This window comes from Acinetobacter sp. YH12128 (genome assembly GCF_013418655.1).
GTDB lineage: Bacteria > Pseudomonadota > Gammaproteobacteria > Pseudomonadales > Moraxellaceae > Acinetobacter > Acinetobacter amyesii.
Map to the genome: position 1 here is coordinate 20,894 of NZ_VPBO01000012.1, position 15,037 is coordinate 35,930.

Genomic DNA, 15,037 nt, shown 5'->3' on the forward strand with positions numbered 1-15,037 from the left:
GGGTTCCTGCTCCACTCTTAACTTGCTCGGCTGTTAAACATCTCCCCCCTTAACTATTCAGTTCACGCAAACTTTCTAAGGGTGGGATGTCGCAAAGATAACTTAAGCGATAACGTCCAATCAATGTACAGACTAAGGTCATGACCAGTGGGAGGATCAACCAAATTTCTGCATGTAGCTGGATGACCAGTTCCATTTTATAACTGACAATCGCACTGATTACTTCGGCAAAAATACACGCCACGACACCTGAAATTAGCCCCATCAAACCAACTTCCAAACTGAGCATCGACTTTAGCTTTTGCTTGGAACTGCCGAAGGAACGCAGTAATGCCACTTCTTTTTTACGTTCATCCATAAATAAATTCAAACATGCAACCAAGACCAAAATGCCTGAAATACTGACCAACAGCGCCAAGATGGTAATAATCTGAACCAATACGCTGACGATGCGTTTGATCTCATCCAAAATCAGACTGACATCAATAAACACGGTATTCGAAAACTGCTGAATTAGACCAATTAACTGATTTTTATCTTGCGGTGGAACATAGAAACTCCCCAAATAGCTGCCGGCATTTTCATCCATGGTTTGGGGAGAGAAAATAAAGAAGAAATTTGGACTAAAGCTTTCCCACTCCACACTGCGAAGGTTGATCACCTTGGCTTGTAAAATCCCTTCAGGAAGGCTAAAACTCAGTCGATCTCCAATTTGAATACCCAGTTCTTGTGCGGTTTTCACTTCTACCGATACTTCATTGACCTGTTGAAACTGCTGATTGCCCGCGATGATTTGATTATCTTTTGGAAAAGTTGCAGCCTGTGTGAGATTCAATTCACGGCGTAATGAATTATTGCTTTTAATTAAGGCATCCGAAAAAGGGAGATCATTTTTGGCAACTAATCGTCCACGAATATTCTGGTACATCGGCGTCCCTTGCCAACCATGCTGCTTGAGTTGTTGATTAAAATCCTGCAACTCAAATGGCGGTAATCCATAGACAAATTGGTTAGGTGTCCCTTGTGGTAATTGTTGTTGCCAACGTTCCAGCAAATCTGTACGTAATACCGCTAAAACCGTAATCAGACTTAGACCCAATGCTAATGCGGTAATTTGAAATGCCGTTTGATACGGTGTGCGTATATACGCTGAGATTTTCGTCCCCCAACTTTTCAAAGCCTTTAAACTGAGCCAGACCATCATATATAGGCCAACACACAGGAAGATGATGGCGCAAATCAGCCACAGGGTGAGTTGTAAATTTTCAGTTAAAACCACACAAAACACCACCAAACTGAGTGTTCCGAAACTGAGCATCCAAAGCATGGAACGTACAGAACGCTCTTGTTGTCGTATCACCCGTGCTGGCGGTGTCCCTAATAATTGCCAAAGACTTGGAAGAACAAATCCTAATAGCACAATCGCACTGGTGAATATTGCAATTGGAAGCGGGCCAAGCAGCATAGACAGGGCTGAAAACTCTAATTGTAAATTTGGAATCAGCTGTAGCATCAGTTGCAATAAGCCAAACCCCAATCCCAGACCAATCAAACTTCCAAACAGGATTGAAAGCCCGAGTACTACCAACAGTAAAGCCAGATAAGCACTTAATATTTGCTGTTTGGTCGATCCAATACAGCGCATCAGTGCAATGGCATCCTGATTTTGTTGTACATAGCGCTGGCTGGTTAATGCGATGGCGATGCCGCAAAGTAGAATGGTTAAAATATTGGCCAGCTGTAAAAACGTTTCAAGATTGGCAATCGGCTTCATCAAGCGGGTATTGCCTTCACTGGCATTTCTCAGTTTTAAACTGCTTTGAGCCACATCTTGAACCTGCGCATGATCTGAGTTAGCAGCACGGTCTTCGCTTTGATCGCCAAATTTCTGCTTATAGAGTTTTTCAAAGCGCTGGGTATTTTGTGAATCTCCAGCCATTAATAGGCGATATTCAATCCGGCTTCCTACTTGGATGGCATTGGTTCTCGCCACTTCAGACTGCGCAATCATAACCGTCGGTGAAAAGCCACTGAAACCGAGTTCCTGATTGGTGTCATGAATGATTTTGGCACTGACTTGAAAAGCAGCATCGGCAATATTGATCTGATCTCCAACCTTTACACCCAATAAATCCATGGCACGAGGACTTAACCAGACCTCACCTGCTTGTATGGAACGGTTTAGTTTCGGTTCTGTTTCGAGTTCACCTCTTAATGGAAATGCAGCATCAACGGCTTTGACATTGACCATGACAAATTGCTGATCAGTATGCGCCATGCTGCTAAATAGCGTGACATTGGATTGTTTTAATTGCTGTGTTTTGGCTTGTTGTTGCCACTCTTGTGGAATTGGTTCATTGGCTGTCAGCACCAAATCTGCTGCCAACATTTCAGCAGCTTGTAGCGCTACAGCATTTTGAATTTGTACATTACTAAACTTTAAAGCCGTGGTGGCACTGATCGCCAAGGTTAGTGCGATCAATAATAAATACACACCCGTGGTTTTAAAACTCAGTTGTAAGAGTGGTCGAAACAATGCCAAAAGATTCATGCAGCATCTCCTGTTCGATGCTCAATCAATTGACCATTGACCAATTCAAAGTGGCGCTGACATTGACGGGCCAAATCGGCATCATGCGTCACCAATACCAAAGTGGTTCCCATTTCACGATTTAACTGAAATAACAGTTGTTCAATTTCCTGTGCCGTTGCACTGTCTAAATTACCTGTCGGTTCATCTGCAAAGATCAGATCGGGTTCACTCACCAAAGCACGGGCAATCGCAACCCGTTGCTGCTCACCACCCGATAAAACTTTAGGGGCTTGATGCGCTTGGCGTTCTAGTCCGACCTTTGCTAACAGTTTTAATGCTTTTTCTTCGGCAGCTTTGACCTGAAAATTTGCTTGTAGCCGTAGCGGCAGCATGACATTTTCCAGAGCCGTTAAATGTGGCAACAACTGGAAAGACTGAAAGACAAAACCAATATGGGCCAAACGGACTTGAGCACGCTGTTCTTCATTTAATAGATGAATGTCCTGACCACAGACCCGTAATTGTCCCGAACTGGCCTGATCTAAGGTCGCCAAAATCCCCAACAAGGTGGATTTACCTGAACCAGAACGACCGGTAATCGCAACTTGTTCCCCGGCAAAGATTTCAAGATCGAGTTGTCCAAAGATCGATAACTGTTTTTGTGGAAGTTGTATCTTTTGTGTCAATTGCTGTGCAGAAATAATCGCCTGTGGCATGATGTCAACATCTGTCGTGAGTTGGGTCATATCTTCCCTATATGCAAAATCGCATTCAAAATAATCGTCTATTGAGTTACTTGCTGGCTATTGTACTGATGTTCTGCCCGATGCTGCTCTCTGCCAAAACCATTATGATTTTGGGCGATAGCTTAAGTGCGGGTTATGGTGTTTCAGTGCAGCAAGGTTGGGTTCACTTATTACAAAAACGTCTAGACCAACAGTATCCGAAACAACATAAAGTGGTCAATGCAAGTGTCAGCGGTGAAACCACCAGTGGTGCTTTGGCACGACTGCCTAAACTGTTGCAGACCCATCGTCCAGACCTTGTGGTGATTGAGTTAGGTGGTAATGATGGTTTACGCGGACAGCCCCCTGCACAAATTCAAAAAAATTTAGCGCAGCTGATTCAAAAAAGCCAACAGGCCAAATCGAAAGTGATTTTATTTGGAATGAAAATTCCACCGAATTATGGCAAGGCATATAGCCAAGCTTTTGAAAATAACTATCAAATGTTGAGCCAACAGTACAAAATCAAATTATTACCTTTCTTTATGCAAGGGGTGGCGGGACATAAAAATTTGATGCAACAAGATCAGATTCACCCGAATGCCAAAGCGCAACCGATTTTGCTGAATAATGCTTATCCATTGATCAAAGCAAGCTTATAAATTTAGTTGGTGAAAATCGGTTCATAAAAAAAGGCGCTTCATGAGCGCCTTTTTTAATATCTTGTCTTTACTGTAGTTTGCTTAGAAATCGTAGAAGCTTACTTCACCCGTTTCGAGTGAATACTCAGCGCCCACCACTTTTAATTTGCCTTGCGCAATTAAGTTTTCGAGGACTGCTGAACCATGACGAAGTTGATTTACTGATGCAAAAACGTTTGAACGTACTGCATGCATTGAAAGTTTTTCAAGGTCATCTTTCAATTCAGTTTGCATGAGTATTTCTACAGATGGACGAACGCGGTTCACAATCGACATCAAGTTTGCTGATGGTGGTGTCGCAGGATTAGTTAAAGCTTCAATCGTAGAATGAATTGCGCCACAGTGTGTATGACCCAATACAATGACCACAGGACATCCAAAGCTTTCTGCTGCAAATTCCACGCTACCGACTTGAGACGGTGCCACAATATTACCTGCAACACGAATCACGAATAAATCGCCTAAGCCTTGGTCAAATACCATTTCAGCAGGAACACGTGAGTCTGAACACCCTAAAATAATCGCAAAAGGTTCTTGGCTTTCGGCCATTTCAGCACGTTGTTGATGCGTCAAAAGCTTCGGGTGATTCGTTTCACCGTTTACAAAACGTTGATTCCCTTTCTTTAAACGATCTAAAGCTTCTGCTGCTGCTAGCATGTTCTAATTACCCTTATCCGAAGTTGCAATATTTTAATCCCAGTCGAATCGATTGTCACTTGCAAAAACAATTGCTGTGAATTTTTTCTACGACGATGCATCTTGATAGAAAATGCTACTCCACATTCATCAAAAAAAATTATTTTTTCTGTAATGGTTCACATTATTAAACCGCAAGTTTAACCACATCAAAAAAGCAATGGATGACAAAGGTCATTTTTAATTTACAATATATTTCATAAATATACGCTTTCGCTATTTCAGCCCATTCTGATAATAGTCATATAAATGATCTAAAAAATATATCGATTCGATTTAACTGGGGTAAACGTCAATGAAAGGACATCATTCACGCGTTTTTGGCTTTTTCAAGCTAGCAACAATTTGCTGTATGACGTTTACTGCCAACCACACTTTGGCTGCAAATCCGTCTCCCATCAGCAAAAACTTTGCCGTACCCTCTATCGTGCAAAATTATTTGAGCCAAGAACGTAAAGCGGCTGGTTTAGTCACACACAGTGTTCAAGTCGGGAATGTGAATTGGAGTTATAGCGAAGGTGGTCAACGCTCTAAACCGACCATCTTGCTCATTCATGGTTTAGGCGGCACACGTGATAATTGGAACCGTGTTGCGCATTATTTAACACCGAACTATCACGTGATCATCCCTGACCTTCCGGCCAATGGCGATACCCATGTCCCTGTCGATTTTGATGTCTCTGTCCCGAATGTCACGGAACAACTACGCCAGTTTGTCCTTAAAATAGATATTGAAGATAAACTGAATGTCGCAGGTCACTCGCTGGGTGGTTCCATTGCCACGGTATATGCCTCTCAATATCCTTTTGACACCCAAAGCTTATTTTTACTCAATAGCGCGGGCATTTATAAACAGGCCAATACCAGTTATACCCGTGACCCGTATAAACTTAAAAATTTAATCGTTTCAAAACCGGGTGATTTAGATGATGTTATGCATAAACTCATGCAAAATCCGCCCAATGTTCCAACACAGCTTAAAGAAGCGCAGGAAAATATTTTAATTGCGCGTGCGCCCTTCACTAGTAAAATGATCGATCAAGTCGTCACGCTCAATCGAATCTACACCCCTGAAACTTTTGCTCGATTAACACGAACGGTGGAAGCACCAACCCTCATCCTCTGGGGCAAACAAGATAAAATCTTTAATGTTGAAGTGGCTGGAGAACTCAAGTCTTTACTGAAACGTGCAGAAACCCCAGTGATTTTAAATAACGTCGGTCATATGCCAATCTTAGAAGCCGAACAACAAGTTGCAGACCATTACTTACCTTTCCTTGCGAAAAGTCAAAAGTTTAAAAATCCTTTGGTAGATAAACTGATTCAGTTAAACTGAGCATTCGCCATTTTTAGATACCCATCACTGGGGCTTCAGGGAAAGTATGCAGAAAAACCCGATGATTGAGCAGTTGATTGACGCTCAACTGAACTTTTTAGATCAGAGCTTTTCACACAATGATACCGTAGCCACTGAATTCACCCATTTTTATCAATGGTTTCGTAAACAATCTTTGCAGCAAATTTGGAGTTTTGATCAAATCAATGCCTTGTTGCAGAAACAAATTTTAAATACCCCTGCAAGTCAATTTCTAATTGAGCAAATTGCTGAACATATCAAATTTGCACTGATTCACCCTGCAAATGACAGCACTACGATTGCCGAAATCATTCCAGTGTTGACCATCGATAAAATTGCACAGTATGTGGCAAGTAAACAGGGACATCGTCAGCGTTTAATTCATACCATGGTCAACAATCCTGCATTTTCAGCCATGATCAGTCAATTGATTCAACATGCGATACAAGATTATTTAGATAATTCGGTGATTGCAAAATCTGTACCCGGTGTTTCACGATTTATGAAAATGGGGAAATCGGTACTGGAAAACGTCACAGATACCAATTTAGATAATGCGGTCAGTAAATATTTGCAAAAGAATATTTTAAAGCTCAGTCAAATGAGTGAAACCGTGTTAAATCAGCACTTTGATGATCATAAGCTGTACCATTTTCAAGCCAATTTGTGGCATAAAATAAAAGCGCTGCCAGTTTCGGTATTAAAGAACTATGTTGAAGTTCAGGACTTGCCGCAAACAGTTGCCATGGGCCATGAAATTTGGGACTTTATGCGACAGTCTGAGTATATGAAACAGCAAGTGCATGATGGCGTATACGCTTGGTACGTGCGTAATGCAGAACGCCCTTTTGATTTATTGCTGCGTGATTTAAATATTGATGAAGCACTGATTCAGCATGAACTTCAAAACTTACTCAATCCAATCGTACAACAGATGATAGAATCGGGTTATATACGTGAGCGTTCCCGTCTGTATTTAGAACAGTTTTACTACTCAAGTGAAGCACTGAAAATTTTAAATATCCAAGCATAAAAAAAGCCGCGTTAAGCGGCTTTTCTTTTGGAACTACTTAGAACTGGTATTTCAAACTTGCATAGTAAGCACGACCCGGCTCGTTATATGTTTGATTGACCGTTTTATCACGCAGTTTTTGCTCATCAAATAGGTTATTCACACCGATACGAGCACTCAAATCCGCATTAAATTTATAACCAAAGTTAATGCCTGCAATGCCATAACTTTTCACGCTATCCATCGCCAAGCCATCTTTGCTTTCAAGACTGGTTTCTGCATATTGACGTGGCTTTTGACGACCATATTGGGTATAGACAAAGTTACTGTCTAATCGATCCGTGATGTTGTAGTTCAAAATAGAGTTCAGTGTGTAATTCGGAATCACTGAAAGCGGATTGCCAGTACGTTTATCTTCAGAGTTGATCATATAGGTAACGTTATTGGTCCACGTGATATCACCCCAGTCCAAAGAAATACTTCCTTCAACACCTTCCACCAAGGCTTCTGGCGTATTCATCCAACGCAGTACATTATATGTTGTTCCATTTACTTCTAGTTCTTCTAGACGTGTATCCCCTGCAACGATCTTATTTTTATAATCATTACGGAACCATGCAAAGCTTGCATTTACGATGTCTTTTTCAAACTGTACACCTAATTCTTTATTCACTGAAGTTTCAGGTTTGAGATCGCCATTACCTTGTAATAAACATTGGCTCAGCCCAATTGGACAGCCATTACCGCGAGTGCTTAACAGATAACCTTCCGCATTTTGGTACATATTGGGTGCTTTATACGCCTTAGCTACACCACCTTTTAGTGTCCAATAGTCACCAAGTTTTTGCGTAATATTGAGACTTGGACTCCAGCTATCTCCCGATTTACTATGATTATCATAACGCAGTGCCAAAACAACATCGGTGCTTTCGCCCAAATTCATATTATTTTCAATATAGGCCGACGCAATCCGTGAATCCATTTGTGAACGGTCACCTGAAGTCAGCGCATCACCAAAACCGCCTGCGCCAGCTTGTGTATTAACCGTATCGGTAAAGTCATCTTCGACCCACTCAGTGCCTAAAGTTAATACTTGTGGGACATACCATTGGAACGGCAGATTGGCTTCTGCATTAAAGCGAATGGTTTCTAGATGTGACGTTTGTTTATTTTCAAGATTATTAATCTGACCCTCTGTACTACCGCCTGTACCTTCAGGTAAGCGCTTATTTTTGGTTTTGTCATATTGCGCTATGAGTTTACTGTCACCCCAACCCCACGTACCTTCATGAGTTAATGCAAAACTATCACGATAAATGGTATTGGTTTCTTCACCGATTAAAGCGGATAGAATAGGCGCTTTGTTTGGATCGGCTGGATCAAATACACTGTTTTGACTGTCGCCTGCAAAACGGTTGCCTTGGCGGCCAACACTTGCATCAAACATCAAGACTTGTTGATCATTCAACTGCCAAGCCAAACGCCCTGCAATATCTTTATTCTCTACGCCTTCTCGACCCGCCATACGCGCGCCATTGTCCATTAAGGCATTAATATCCGCAGCATCTGAATCGGTTTTGTTATAACTACCGTATAACCGATATGAAAGGACATCTTTGAGAATTGGCCCGCTTAAGTTAAAGCTTTCACGGTGACTTGCGCCCTCTTTAGCGTCTTCAGGTTGATTGGTAAAAACTTCCACAGAGCCATGCACGTCGTTGGTCACTTTCTTGGTTTTAATATTGACCACACCACCCATCGCACCTGAACCATAACGCGCTGCTGCTGGACCACGCAGCACTTCAATCGATTCAATAGCATCCGCAGGTACCCAGTTCGAATCACCACGTGTATCACGCTCACCGCGCCAGCCATAACGTACTGAGTTTCTTGAATTTACAGGCTTGCCATCAATTAAGATCAACGTGTTTTCAGGCCCCATACCACGGATATCAATCTGACGGTTATTACCACGTTGCCCGGTGGCACTGTTACCAGTCAAATTCACACCCGGCATACGGCGCACATACTCTGAAATATCATTCACAACCGGCATTTTTTCTAAATCTTCTGCCGTAATTTTTGAAGCACCTAATGATTGTTTAACCTGTTCTGCTGCAGTAACAACAATGGTTTCCATCTTCGTTACAGATTCGTCTGTTGCTTCAGTTTGCACATCTTCTGCATGCGACAAACTTACCAATGCACAGAGTATTGAAAGTGTAAGCGTTGATTTTAATAGTTGTTTGGTCATTGAGTGCTTCCAAATGAACGTATTTATGGAGAAATCTTGAATATTGTGTTGCACATTGTAACTACCACGAACAATATTGCAACTAATTTTAATAATCATTCTCATTTATATTTGTGATATCGCTTATCATCTCACTGTAAAAACCTCAGAAACCATTTAAAAATCTTCGTTTTATTTGATTTAGACAATAAAAAAGCCGCATCATTGCGGCTTTTTTATAACAATACTGAACTTATTTGAAATAAGCACCTTCAGTATTACTGTGATCCGTTTGGTCAACAACGCGCATTAATTCAGGTACATGCTGCTTCAATGTTGTTTCAACACCTTGTTTCAAGGTTAAATCGATTGAAGAACAACCTTGGCAACCACCACCGAATTTAAGCACTGCAGTTAAACCATGCTCTGCATCTTCAACCACTTCTACCAATGCACAGTTACCACCATGACCGGCAAGGCCAGGATTAATTTCTGACTGTAGAACATAAGTGATTCGCTCTTCTACAGAGGCATCTGGACCCACACGTGGCACTTTTGAGTTTGGTGCACGGAAAGTTAACTGACCACCAAAACGGTCTTTGTTATAGTCAATTACCGCATCCAAAAGATATGGAATAGACGGTGTGTCAATAAATGCAGGGAAATCTGGATAGTCTTGTTTATAGTCTGTAGGCACAACTTCTTCTGGTGCACTGTAAGCCATACAACATTCAGCACGTGGCGTACCCGGATTTTCCACAAAAACACGTACACCAATGCCCGGTGTATTTTGTTTATCCAAAAGATCTTTCAAATACTCTTGGGCATTTGGAGTGATCAATAGGTTTGGAATTTCTTCAGCAACTGCTGTGCTGTTGTTCTCAGTCGACATTACAATATTTCCTCAAGCTGAAGTCGCTATTTTAACTTAAGATGCGGGGCATTAGAAAAAAATCAACTAAAATTGTCGGAATTATTCTGAAAGTTCACGCTTTAAGCCGTTTTAATGGCATTATTGAGCATAAATTTTAACAAGTAGAATAGTCATATATGTTGGGTCTACCCTTTAACCACACCGTGACCATTATCCTGATTACGGTGGTGATTTCACTGATTGCATTTTCAAATCAGAAAGTGATGAATCGTTTGTTATTTTGGCCGCCAGCCCTCAGTCGTGGCGAGTATGACCGATTTATTAGCCATGGCTTTATTCATGCAGATGGCGCGCACCTATTGTTCAACATGATTACCTTATTTTTCTTTGGTAGCGTGATTGAAAGTTTTTATCGCCAATATTTCTTCGACATGGGCTTTGTATTGTTTTATTTAGGCGGTTTGATCGCTGCGATTATTCCGAGTTATTTAAAACATAAGCATGATACCCATTGGGCAAGTTTAGGGGCTTCTGGGGCAGTATCTGCAGTACTCTTTGCTTATATCTTGTTTGAACCGTGGAAACTGATTTTTGTATTCTTTATTCCTGTTCCTGCGATTATTTTTGCCGTGCTGTATGTGGCTTATAGTATTTGGTCAGGTAAACGTGGCAACAGCAATATTAACCACAGCGCACACCTTTGGGGCGCAGCGTATGGTGTAATCATGACGATTATTCTTGAACCGAAGCTCATTCCACATTTCTTAAGTCAGTTATTAAACGTTCCTTTCTAACGTTAAGTCTAAAAAATCAGCTGGATTTAACCTGAAAATGACAGCCTAAACCGTTTCAGTTTAGGCTTTTTTATTGTGCTTCGTTAAACCGAAATGTCCTTTAATTTTTTCTTTAGCCAATTTCCCACATTTACAGCACCGTACTTTGAATATCGAGCTATACAATTTCACAGCAGATTGAAACGCTATCTACCCTTGCCCTGATTTAAACTGAAATGACACAGAATAAAAAAGGAAAATTCCAATGAAAATAGTCCTGATGTTCTCAAGTTTGCTGTTGACCTGCGTGTTGAGTGCTTGTGCCGTTCACACTCGTGAAGGCAGTATCGTGGTCGACCCAGATCGTAATCACTATCCTTATAATTACCCAGATCGCCATGGCGACTTTTGCCCGCCCGGACAGGCTAAAAAAGGCCGTTGTTGATTTGCCGTTGCTGATTTCATACCCTCTTCTTTTAAGCCTTCAAAACGAAGGCTTTTTCAATTCCGACAATAAAAATTGACGCTGTATATTCTACGAAAGTTCACAAAAGCACATGACAAATCATATAAATCTGGCACTTTATGCCACCCTATTTTTTAATTTGGCATAGATAATGTATACATCTGTATATTAATGACAAAATTAGCTGAGATATTTTGCATGTCGAGTTCAACTGAAGGTCTTCAATTTCCCATTTCGGCTTCAAACCAAAAGCCGAGTACATCTAAAACTGGTCGTGAAATTATCGCTGAAGCCTTAGCTGCAGTTGACCATCACTCTTCTGTACGTGCAAAACAAGAAAAAAACTGGCGTAAAAAATATCCTGAATATTTTAAAGCCTTGGTTGAACATGGGATTCAATCATCTGAAGCCGCGATCAACATTGCTGAGCAAGGTTTAAATAAAGCGCATCACGTCTTTGAGTTTTATCGTGATCAAGAAAAGCATACGCTCAAAGATGCAGTAGCTTTGACTGCACATCCGCTGCATACCGTAAAATTAAAAGGTGAAAGTGATGCAGCGCCTGAGTGGTATGTGCCCTATCATGGGCAAAAACTACAAGGTGAGGCTTTACTGGATCAAATTCAAAAATGGCAAGATACTGGCATCATTGAAGCCAGTCATGCAGACGCATTACGTGAAGCCATTGCCCATCCAGAATGGTTCGATTTGTCAGATCGGACTATGGTGCTCTTTGGTGCTGCTTCCGAAGCTGGCCCACTGACGTGGTTAGCAAAATGGAAAGCCAATATTGTGGCAATCGACCTCAATAATGAACGTGTTTGGGATCGAATTTTAAGCACGGTTCAATCCGGTAATGCCACTTTATATGCACCAAGTCTCGACGCTGTGCATGAAGACACACCCATTCAAGAACTAAAACACAAATTGGGCGCCAATTTACTGACACACATTCCTGAAATTGCACAATGGCTTGCACAAAGTGAACATCAACTAGATCTGGCTGCAATTGCCTATTTAGATGGTGAAAAGCATGTTCGTGTTGCAATGGCAATGGACAGCATCATGGCCTATGTCAGCCAACAAAAAGCCGACACCAGCTTGATGTTTATGTGTACTCCGACCGATGTCTATGCGGTTCCAGAAGAGATTGTTACGGCAGCGCAAGCCAAATTCCAAAACCGTGCTTCTGCACAAAAACTATTGACACAAAGTATTGCCAAAGTCACAGGTCAGCATTTCTTTAAGCAAAATAATGAGCAAACCACCACAGCAGACAATGGAAAATCCTATGGTATTGCTGACTGTCTGGTGGTGGAACAAGGTCCAAACTACGCACTCGCAAAACGTATCCAACAATGGCGCGCAACTGTCGCACGTCAAAATGGTCAGCGGGTTAGTATCAATATTGCGCCATCCACCACGACCCGCTCAGTGACGAAGAATCCATTATTAAAAGCCGCATTTAATGGTGCGAGTTTATTTGATGTGGAATCCTTCCAACCTGAAACCACCAATGCACTCATGGCGGCTTTATGGATTCACGACTTGAGAAACCCTCAATCGGTTGCTAACCCTGAAACGGCGCTAGACCACCCATTAGAACTCATGATGCATGGTGCCAACCATGGTGGCTTATGGCGTGTGGCTTATTTGGCGCGTACTGCCTTACCTTTTGCAGCGCTGTATGGTTTTGCTGAAGAGAAATTGCCCGTGAAAAAGTATTGGGACTGTTTAAAAAAGCGTAACTGCATTGGTTCAAATAAGTGTTGAACTTTGCAAAGCTTCAACTCGCTAGTTTGATTGTTCTAATTCAGCTCTCAGTCATCCCATTAAAATCGGTGATGTCTGAGATAAAGCCATAAGAAAACGCTGCCGAAGCAGCGTTTTTTTATATCTGGAATTTGAGTTGCTTAGAACACTTTCAAGAATAACCAGTACAAGCAGCCTGATAGACAGATCGTTGCAGGTAAAGTGAAGACCCAAGCCGATAGAATGGTCTTCACTGTTGCAAAGTTCAGACCCGATTTATTCGCGACCATGGTACCTGCAACCGCAGAGTTCAATACGTGTGTGGTCGATACAGGCATACCAAAACCATCCGCAGCAGCAATCGTTGACATAGCAACAAGCTCGGCAGACATGCCCTGACCATAGGTCATGTGGTTTTTACCAATACGTTCACCGACAGTCACAACAATACGTTTCCAACCCACCATGGTTCCAAGACCCAGTGCCAATGCAACAGCGACTTTCACCCATGTTGGAATGTACTGTAAGAACGAATCTAAGTGACTACGATATTCCTTCACTGTCTTTTGTTCAGCTTCTGCCATTGCTGGTAGTTGTTCAGCTTTATCTAGACGTTTAAAAGCAGTAGTACTTAAGTACATGTCATTACGAATCGAAGATACTTCTTGTTCAGGAATATCTTTTAAGTCGCCATACTGTGCAACACGCTCACCTAAATGATCGGTCAAACTTGCCAAAGCTGGCACAACTTCTGGGCTGACTTCTTTGGTTTGAATGTATTTGGTGAGTACATCACGTGCTTGTGCATCAGGAATATCCTTATGCTCTGCGTAGATCGCAGTCGCAGTTTGAGCAGATAACTGATGGAAAGATTGAATATGTTGATTATCTAAGTTCTTATTCAATGAATAAGCCAATGGCACACATCCGATTAAAATCAGCATGATCAGACCCATACCTTTTTGACCATCATTTGAACCGTGCGCAAAACTTACACCTGTACAGGTAAAGATCAAAATTGCACGAATCAATGGTGGTGGCGGCTTATTGCCTTCTGGTGGTTGAAATAATTCAAGCTGTTTGCGGAAAATACGCTTCACCAACAAGAAAACGAGTGCTGCAAATGCAAAACCAATCAGTGGAGAGAACAATAACGCCTTACCGACTTTAAGCACCTGCTCCATATCTACACCGCTCGCACCACCGCCTGCATTTAACAGGTAGTTCATGATGCCAACGCCAAGAATAGAACCAATCAAAGTATGCGAACTAGACGCCGGGATGCCCAAGAACCAAGTCCCTAAATTCCACAAAATCGCTGCGATCAACATAGCGAAAACCATGGCAAAACCTGCACCTGAACCGACATTCATAATCAATTCAACAGGTAATAAAGCAATAATGCCGTAAGCAACTGCACCACTGGCAACCATTACACCCAGAAAATTACAGAAACCCGCCCACATTACTGCAACCGGTGCTGACAAGGCGTTGGTATAAATCACTGTTGCCACTGCGTTTGCAGTGTCATGGAAGCCATTTACAAATTCAAAGCCAAGTGCGATGAATAAGGCTGTGCCCAATAAAATCATTGAATAAAGACTTAAAGGCGGAACATGCGCTAAATCGGCAGTCACCTGAAAACCAATATATATCAACGTTGAAATAATCACCGTCAAAAATACCGGCATAAAGAATTTCGGTGTAGGCACATGAACATTCGTGGACTTTTGAGGAGTCGACGTGTGCGCTGAATCTACGGGAGTTTGTTTAGAATTCATGCAGGCAGGAATAGAGGATTTTAAAATCCCCATATTGTTCAATTTAATTATGACAATTATATGACAAAGCGGTGTCATATAAAGCAATTTTTCATGCTTTATTTTTTACAGCTTGCCATCAATTATGCTTATTT

General features: G+C 41.7%; 12 protein-coding genes. 6 read left to right on the plus strand and 6 right to left on the minus strand.

Features of this window, described 5'->3' with window-relative positions; genetic code table 11:
* Positions 1-49: 49 nt before the first annotated feature.
* Positions 50-2,551, minus strand: coding sequence for an ABC transporter permease (locus tag FTU64_RS07750; RefSeq protein WP_180059514.1), 2,502 nt, complete (start codon positions 2,549-2,551; stop codon positions 50-52).
* A complete protein-coding gene (locus FTU64_RS07755) occupies positions 2,548-3,279 on the minus strand; it encodes an ABC transporter ATP-binding protein (RefSeq protein ID WP_180059515.1) in 732 nt (243 codons plus the stop codon). The genes FTU64_RS07750 and FTU64_RS07755 overlap by 4 nt, the downstream gene beginning before the upstream one ends.
* 11 nt (positions 3,280-3,290) lie before the next feature.
* Between FTU64_RS07755 and FTU64_RS07760 the strand changes: the two genes are divergently transcribed.
* On the plus strand, positions 3,291-3,920 hold the full coding sequence (locus FTU64_RS07760) for an arylesterase (RefSeq protein WP_180059516.1): 630 nt from the start codon (positions 3,291-3,293) through the stop codon (positions 3,918-3,920).
* 81 nt (positions 3,921-4,001) lie between these two features.
* Here the strand turns inward: FTU64_RS07760 and FTU64_RS07765 are convergent, their stop codons facing one another.
* Positions 4,002-4,616 (minus strand): carbonic anhydrase, encoded by a 615-nt coding sequence (locus FTU64_RS07765; protein ID WP_078189941.1) that lies wholly within the window; start codon positions 4,614-4,616, stop codon positions 4,002-4,004.
* Positions 4,617-4,950: 334 nt separating this feature from the next.
* Between FTU64_RS07765 and FTU64_RS07770 the strand changes: the two genes are divergently transcribed.
* Positions 4,951-5,991: an alpha/beta fold hydrolase gene (locus tag FTU64_RS07770; RefSeq protein WP_373683680.1), complete on the plus strand. Its 1,041-nt coding sequence runs from the start codon at positions 4,951-4,953 to the stop codon at positions 5,989-5,991.
* A 46-nt stretch (positions 5,992-6,037) separates the two neighbouring features.
* Entirely contained in the window at positions 6,038-7,045 is a 1,008-nt protein-coding gene (locus FTU64_RS07775; RefSeq protein ID WP_180059517.1) for a hypothetical protein, read from the plus strand.
* 37 nt (positions 7,046-7,082) lie between these two features.
* On the opposite strand, the gene FTU64_RS07780 is transcribed toward FTU64_RS07775, so the two are convergent.
* Positions 7,083-9,278, minus strand: coding sequence for a TonB-dependent siderophore receptor (locus tag FTU64_RS07780; RefSeq protein WP_180059518.1), 2,196 nt, complete (start codon positions 9,276-9,278; stop codon positions 7,083-7,085).
* Between the two features lie 232 nt (positions 9,279-9,510).
* On the minus strand, positions 9,511-10,149 hold the full coding sequence (nfuA, locus tag FTU64_RS07785; RefSeq protein WP_078189947.1) for a Fe-S biogenesis protein NfuA: 639 nt from the start codon (positions 10,147-10,149) through the stop codon (positions 9,511-9,513).
* Positions 10,150-10,307: 158 nt separating this feature from the next.
* On the opposite strand from nfuA, the gene FTU64_RS07790 reads away from it, so the two are divergent.
* The 3 genes from FTU64_RS07790 (at position 10,308) to FTU64_RS07800 (ending at position 13,143) form a co-directional block, all read left to right on the plus strand.
* A complete protein-coding gene (locus FTU64_RS07790; RefSeq protein WP_111884441.1) occupies positions 10,308-10,925 on the plus strand; it encodes a rhomboid family intramembrane serine protease in 618 nt (205 codons plus the stop codon).
* Positions 10,926-11,169: 244 nt separating this feature from the next.
* Positions 11,170-11,349 carry a hypothetical protein gene (locus FTU64_RS07795; RefSeq protein ID WP_180005268.1) on the plus strand — a complete coding sequence of 60 codons (180 nt, stop codon included), beginning with the start codon at positions 11,170-11,172 and terminating at the stop codon, positions 11,347-11,349.
* 219 nt (positions 11,350-11,568) lie between these two features.
* The gene (locus FTU64_RS07800; protein ID WP_180059519.1) at positions 11,569-13,143 is read left to right on the plus strand and encodes a hypothetical protein; all 1,575 of its coding nucleotides are present in this window, start codon (positions 11,569-11,571) and stop codon (positions 13,141-13,143) included.
* A 140-nt stretch (positions 13,144-13,283) separates the two neighbouring features.
* On the opposite strand, the gene FTU64_RS07805 is transcribed toward FTU64_RS07800, so the two are convergent.
* Positions 13,284-14,903, minus strand: a complete 1,620-nt coding sequence (locus tag FTU64_RS07805) for an inorganic phosphate transporter (RefSeq protein WP_180035527.1) — start codon at positions 14,901-14,903, stop codon at positions 13,284-13,286.
* Between the last annotated feature and the right edge of the window lie 134 nt (positions 14,904-15,037).

Excerpts from the sequence above, each read along its gene's own strand:
- FTU64_RS07750 (WP_180059514.1), bottom strand. The coding sequence starts at position 2,551 with ATGAATCTTTTGGCATTGTTTCGACCACTCTTACAACTGAGTTTTAAA.
- FTU64_RS07755 (WP_180059515.1), bottom strand. The coding sequence starts at position 3,279 with ATGACCCAACTCACGACAGATGTTGACATCATGCCACAGGCGATTATT.
- FTU64_RS07760 (WP_180059516.1), top strand. The coding sequence starts at position 3,291 with ATGCAAAATCGCATTCAAAATAATCGTCTATTGAGTTACTTGCTGGCT.
- FTU64_RS07765 (WP_078189941.1), bottom strand. The coding sequence starts at position 4,616 with ATGCTAGCAGCAGCAGAAGCTTTAGATCGTTTAAAGAAAGGGAATCAA.
- FTU64_RS07770 (WP_373683680.1), top strand. The coding sequence starts at position 4,951 with ATGAAAGGACATCATTCACGCGTTTTTGGCTTTTTCAAGCTAGCAACA.
- FTU64_RS07775 (WP_180059517.1), top strand. The coding sequence starts at position 6,038 with ATGCAGAAAAACCCGATGATTGAGCAGTTGATTGACGCTCAACTGAAC.
- FTU64_RS07780 (WP_180059518.1), bottom strand. The coding sequence starts at position 9,278 with ATGACCAAACAACTATTAAAATCAACGCTTACACTTTCAATACTCTGT.
- nfuA (WP_078189947.1), bottom strand. The coding sequence starts at position 10,149 with ATGTCGACTGAGAACAACAGCACAGCAGTTGCTGAAGAAATTCCAAAC.
- FTU64_RS07790 (WP_111884441.1), top strand. The coding sequence starts at position 10,308 with ATGTTGGGTCTACCCTTTAACCACACCGTGACCATTATCCTGATTACG.
- FTU64_RS07795 (WP_180005268.1), top strand. The coding sequence starts at position 11,170 with ATGAAAATAGTCCTGATGTTCTCAAGTTTGCTGTTGACCTGCGTGTTG.
- FTU64_RS07800 (WP_180059519.1), top strand. The coding sequence starts at position 11,569 with ATGTCGAGTTCAACTGAAGGTCTTCAATTTCCCATTTCGGCTTCAAAC.
- FTU64_RS07805 (WP_180035527.1), bottom strand. The coding sequence starts at position 14,903 with ATGAATTCTAAACAAACTCCCGTAGATTCAGCGCACACGTCGACTCCT.